We start from the raw sequence: 5,585 nt of genomic DNA, 5'->3' as shown, positions 1-5,585 counted from the left end.
AGCACCGCCTGCGCCGCAGCGGTATCCCACTCGCAGGTGGGCGCGAGGCGCGGATAGAGCTCGGCCCCCCCTTCGGCAATGATGCAGAACTTGAGAGAGCTGCCCATGGAGACCAGCTCAATCTCGCCCCGCCCTATGTCACCAAAGCGCGCCAGATAATCCAGGGTTGCCTGGGACAGGTGATTGCGGCTGCCCACCACCCGCCATGCCTTTCCTTCCTGATGCGGCTGAGTCTGGATGGACTCACGCTTGCCATCGGCCACCCGCCAGGCCCCGCCCCCTTTTCCGCCATACCAGAGTCTGTCCAGCACGGGGGCATAGACCAGGCCCCACAGCGGCTTGCCATCCTCGATCAGCGCGATATTGACGGTGAACTCGCCGTTGCGGGAGACAAACTCCTTGGTACCGTCGAGCGGGTCCACCAGCCAGTAGCGTGACCAGCCACGGCGCAACCCCATCACCTCGGGACCGGACTCTTCCGACAGCACGGGTATCTGCGGGGTGAGCCCGGCCAACCGCTGCACTATCACCTCGTGAGCCCCCTTGTCGGCAGCCGTGAGCGGGCTCTCATCGCTTTTGTACTCCACCGTAAAAGGCTGACTATAGATGGCCATGATGGCGTCACCGGCGGCGCGGGCTATGGGCTCCAGCTCGGAAATTGCAGGGAAAAACATCGAAAAGACATCCTGGTCAAATGGTTAGCACAGTGTACCCATTTTGGAATGGCATGGGTTATAGCCGATTTAGCTGAGTTATAACCCTGTCACATCTGACAGACAAAAAATGGCGTAACTCGGCTAATTCTCAATAGCAATCCCACACAACACAAGGACGTGAAGCCATGAACTACAAGACCCTGACCGCCACCCTGCTGCTGAGCTGCCTGCCCCTGCTGAGCCAGCCTCTGCTGGCTGCTGACAAGCCGGTTGCCAAGCCAGCCACCACAGTCACCACCGCAAAGGAGAGCGGCAAGGTGAACCTGAATACGGCGAACATCAATGAGTTAACTGCCCTCAAGGGGATCGGCGAGAAGAAGGCCCAAGCTATCGTCGATTTTCGCGAAAAGCAGGGCAAGTTCACCACGGTCGACCAACTGGCCGATGTCAGTGGCATAGGGCCGGCAACCCTGGAAGCAAATCGGGACATGATCATCGTCAAGTAACCGCTTGGGACCTCCCCCATCATGAGGGCAGCCTGTGGCTGCCCTATTTTTCTTCGGGTATCATGAGTCCACTTTGTATCTCTGGACTCTCTCCATGAAAAAGACACCGCTCGTTGTACGCAAGGCCGTTCTTCCTGTCGCCGGTTTGGGCACCCGCATGCTGCCTGCCACCAAGGCCATCCCGAAAGAGATGCTGCCGGTGGTCGACAAGCCGCTGATCCAGTATGTGGTGCGCGAAGCCATCGCCGCTGGCATCAAGGAGATCATCCTGGTCACGCACTCGAGCAAGAACTCCATCGAGAACCACTTTGACAAGAGCTTCGAACTGGAAGCGACCCTGGAAAAACGGGTCAAGCGGCAGCTGCTGGAAGAGGTACAACACATCTGCCCCAAAGACGTCACCATCATGCACGTCCGCCAGGGCGAAGCCAAAGGCTTGGGTCATGCCGTGCTGTGTGCCCGCCCGCTGATCGGCGACAACCCGTTTGTGGTCCTGCTGCCTGACGTGCTGATCGATGAAGTGGCCAGCAATCTCAAGCAGGACAACCTGGCCGAGATGGTGCGCATGTTCGAGGAGGATCAGATCAGCCAGATCATGGTGGAAGCTGTCCCCGACAGTGAAGTGGACAAATACGGCATCGCCGACATCAAGGGCGAGGCCCTGAGCGAAGGCATGTCCCTGCCGATGCAGGCCATCGTCGAGAAGCCGCCCCGTGACGAGGCCCCTTCCAATCTGGCCGTGGTCGGCCGCTACGTGCTCTCCTCCAACATCTGGCCGCTGCTGGAACGTACCCCGGCCGGTGCCGGTGACGAGATCCAGCTGACCGATGCCATCGCCATGCTGATGGAACAGGAGCAAGTCAACGCCTACTTCATGAAGGGTCGCAGTCATGACTGCGGCAGCAAGATGGGCTATATGAAAGCCAACGTGGAATATGCCGTGCGCCACCCGGAACTGAACGGTGAATTCATTGCGTGGCTGAAACAGTTCGTCAAACAGTTGTAATGGATGGATATTTGACCTGTTAATAGCATTATATGCTGGGCATCGTTCGATGCCCTTCCCTTTCATTTTATAAACAAAAATTCAACCATTGATAGATTAAATATCGTTAAATCATAATATTGTAATTTAATTCCGCTTGTTTTATAAGGATTAAGGCTTGTTCCTAGCCCTTGCATAAGATTCCTAAAAAAATATAAAACACAGGTGGAAGTTCCAATGAATAATCCGTCCAAAGGGACCTTTTTAGGTCACCCCAAAGGGCTTTTTTTGCTCTTTAGTACCGAACTGTGGGAAAGATTCTCCTATTACGGCATGCGTGCCGTGCTCGTCCTCTATCTGACTGACATGACTGCCAACGGCGGCATGGGCTGGACCCAAGCTGACGCCCTCAAGCTGTATGGTATCTATACCGGTCTGGTCTATATCACCCCCATCATAGGTGGCTGGCTGGCGGATACCTTCCTCGGCCAACGCCGAGCAATCCTGATCGGTGCCATCTTCATGGCCGCGGGACAATTCACCCTGGCCCTGCCACACGCCATGTTCCCGGAGATGGTCAACAACCTCTTCTACGCGGGCCTGGCTCTGTTGATCCTGGGTAACGGTCTGTTCAAACCGAACATCTCCACCATGGTGGGTGACCTGTATAAGGAAGGTGACCACCGTCGTGACGGCGCCTTCACCATCTTCTACATGGGCATCAACCTGGGCTCCCTGCTGGCCGGTGTGATCTGTGGCGCCGCCGCCACCGCCTACGGCTGGCAGGCCGCCTTCGTCAGCGCCGGTATCGGCATGCTGCTCTCCCTGGTAGTCCAGGCCACCATGGCGCAGCGTTTCCTGGGTGATATAGGTCGTGTGCCGGCCGCCCAGCGCGCCGCCGAGCAACGCTCCAAGGAGCAGAAGGCGCCGCTGACAAGGCAGGAAGTGGATCGCATCAAGGTCATCCTGGTACTGAGTCTGTTCACCATCATCTTCTGGGCAGGCTTCGAACAGGCCGGTGGTTTGATGAACCTGTATGCGCAGCAGTATACCGACCGCATGATCGGCAGCTTCGAAGTACCGACCGCCTGGTTCCAGTCCCTGAACCCCTTCTTCATCATCACGCTCGCCCCCATAGTCGCGGCCATCTGGATCAAGCTCGGCAGCAAAGAGCCGAACTCCCCGGTGAAGTTCGCCATGGGCCTGCTGTTCCTGGCCGTGGGCTTCCTGTTCATGATCGGTGCCGTGCTGCAGCAAGGCGGCGATCAGGCCGTCAAGACCTCCATGTTCTGGCTGGTCGGAGCCTACCTGTTCCACACCCTGGGTGAGCTCTGCCTCTCCCCGATCGGCCTCTCCATGGTGACCAAGCTGGCGCCGCTGCGTCTGGCCTCTCTGATGATGGGAGTCTGGTTCGGCTTCAATGCCTTGGCCAACTACATCGCCGGCTTCGTCGGCTCCTTCGTCGGTGAGTCCGGCGCCATTGCCATCTTCGGCGGCATCGCCATCGCCGCCGTGATCAGCGCCCTGATCCTGCTGGCCATGGCCAACCGCCTGGTCTACTGGATGCACGGTGCCGAAGGTCCGGCCACAGAGCCAGAAGAGCACGACAAGAAACTGCAGTCTGCTACCGTCTAACCGGCTCGGATTGTGATGAACAAACAGGGCGCCCACTGGGCGCCCTGTTTGTTTTTGTCTGCGACGAAATAGGCCTCAGTGGTGGCGAACCTGCACATGGAGGGCGCTGCCGCTGTCGCTTCGAAACTGCAGATCAAACGGCTCATGCCAACTGCGTTTGTGCAGCGCGTAATGGCTGCTGCGCAGCAAGCCGAGCGGCAAGCCGCCGGAGCGCATCAACCAGTGCGGTGAGGTGAGCCCGGCATTGGCAAACACCAGGCCATCCTCCTGATCAAACAGCAAGGCGGCCATGGCGAAAGAGTGGCGCAAGCCGGATTCGATGAGCTGCAGGTTCAGGTAATCGAGCAGCCGGTGCGGCTGGGTCAGCAGCAGACTCTCCTTGTGCTGAAACTGGCGATAGGGGGCATTCATCAGGGAACGCACCAGAGCGCCACAGAAGGCGGCATCCACCCCGAAGACCGGTAGCTCCATCACCAGCACCAGCAGCTTGTCATCCAGCTTGAAGGTATCCGGAATGAACAGGTTGCCCATCCCCTCGAACGTCACCTGCCAGGGGCCCCACTCCTGCAAGCCGGGCGGCCTTAACCAAGCGAGCAGACGGGTGGCCGCCTTGTCGTGATCGCGAAAAAAGTCGATGTGATCCATCAACTCCAGTTGCTGCCCGTGACCATAGTTGGCCGCCAGACACTGATCTATGCTGCGACCTACCTGGTCGAAGTCCGAGATCGGCTTGAGCAGAAAATCGCGGGCACCGGCGCGCAGCGCACGCTCTACCGCCTCCATCTTGCTTTGCCCGGAAATGATGATAACGGGGATATGGGGATAGCGGGCAGACAGGCAGGCGATGACCTCATGGCCATCCATGTTGGGCATGTTCAGGTCGCACAATACTATATCGGGGTGGTAGAGCGCGGCGGCAGAGAGGCCTTCAATCCCATCCTCGGCCTGAAACACACACGCCCCGTCATGCTCGAGATAAGTTACCAGCGAGTGGCGAAAAACCGCTTCATCTTCCACCACCAAGATCCGTAGTCCGGCTTTTGACATCTTGATAAAGCTCTTATTAGTCAATCAGTTATTTGATTAATAAGCCTAGACCATAAGGAGTGGGCTTGACCAATCAGATGATTGCATAATCGACGTGGCTGGCATGCAATATGACTATCCTGGCCGCCAACTATTTGAAAAAGAGCAGGTAATACCTCCCGCACTGCACAATGGCCTTGGTGAAAATGCTAGCCTTGTGGCCAACCTGCCCCCCACAAAAGGCGTCATGCAGGTACGAAGCCAGGCTCATCTCACGCCCGCTATTTCCACCTGAGCGGAACCAGACCTCATTCCCGACCGAAAAACAGAGGCCAGCAGGGCCCCTGCCCGAGCAGCACGAATTGTATGAGACCCCGCCATAGGGGATAATGCCCCCCACTCCAGATCGTGAAGAGCACCATGACACCAGCCGAATACAGCGCCCTTGCCCATCCCAGATTATCCCATCCGGCTCGCAGCCTCTATACCCTGCAGCTGCGCAGACTGGTACAGGAAAATCAGCTGGCCCGGCTCAACTATCCCGAACTTGGGCGGTCATTGGCGGTGGTCGATCCCGGCGATCCCAGCGGCTTCTGTTTCCAGGTCAACGCCCGCCAGCTGACCGAGCTGTTCGACGAGCTGATGGAGGCCGGATTGCTGCAGGTCGAGGCGCAGGCTGACAGTGAGCACTACCATCAGTGCCCGTTCCTGCTGCCGCTGCTGACCCAGAAGGTGCGCAGCCCGCTGCCGGAGCGCCCCTTTCAGATGCACCTGCAG

General features: G+C 58.0%; 5 protein-coding genes and 1 pseudogene. 4 read left to right on the top strand and 2 right to left on the bottom strand.

Annotated elements, in window-relative coordinates:
* Positions 1–674: 3'(2'),5'-bisphosphate nucleotidase CysQ (gene cysQ, locus AAC083_RS08920; RefSeq protein ID WP_108536376.1), on the bottom strand; the 674-nt coding region annotated here is incomplete at its 3' end.
* Between the two features lie 167 nt (positions 675–841).
* Between cysQ and AAC083_RS08915 the strand changes: the two genes are divergently transcribed.
* The 3 genes from AAC083_RS08915 to AAC083_RS08905 all read left to right on the top strand — a co-directional run bounded on the left by AAC083_RS08915 (position 842) and on the right by AAC083_RS08905 (position 3,782).
* A complete protein-coding gene (locus AAC083_RS08915) occupies positions 842–1,162 on the top strand; it encodes a ComEA family DNA-binding protein (RefSeq protein WP_042038584.1) in 321 nt (106 codons plus the stop codon).
* A gap of 94 nt (positions 1,163–1,256) precedes the next feature.
* Positions 1,257–2,168 (top strand): UTP--glucose-1-phosphate uridylyltransferase GalU, encoded by a 912-nt coding sequence (gene galU / locus AAC083_RS08910; RefSeq protein WP_108536377.1) that lies wholly within the window; start codon positions 1,257–1,259, stop codon positions 2,166–2,168.
* Positions 2,169–2,384: 216 nt separating this feature from the next.
* The gene (locus AAC083_RS08905) at positions 2,385–3,782 is read left to right on the top strand and encodes a peptide MFS transporter (protein WP_108536375.1); all 1,398 of its coding nucleotides are present in this window, start codon (positions 2,385–2,387) and stop codon (positions 3,780–3,782) included.
* A 75-nt stretch (positions 3,783–3,857) separates the two neighbouring features.
* Here the strand turns inward: AAC083_RS08905 and AAC083_RS08900 are convergent, their stop codons facing one another.
* Positions 3,858–4,829, bottom strand: coding sequence for a response regulator (locus AAC083_RS08900; protein ID WP_042038581.1), 972 nt, complete (start codon positions 4,827–4,829; stop codon positions 3,858–3,860).
* 399 nt (positions 4,830–5,228) lie between these two features.
* Here AAC083_RS08900 and AAC083_RS08895 point away from each other — a divergent pair.
* A pseudogene (locus AAC083_RS08895) lies at positions 5,229–5,585 on the top strand (DnaT-like ssDNA-binding domain-containing protein); the annotation flags it as partial.

This window comes from Aeromonas sp. HMWF014 (assembly GCF_963878295.1).
Classification (GTDB): domain Bacteria; phylum Pseudomonadota; class Gammaproteobacteria; order Enterobacterales; family Aeromonadaceae; genus Aeromonas; species Aeromonas popoffii.
Note: the sequence above shows the minus strand (reverse complement) of the source record. Positions and strands in the feature narration are given on the sequence as shown.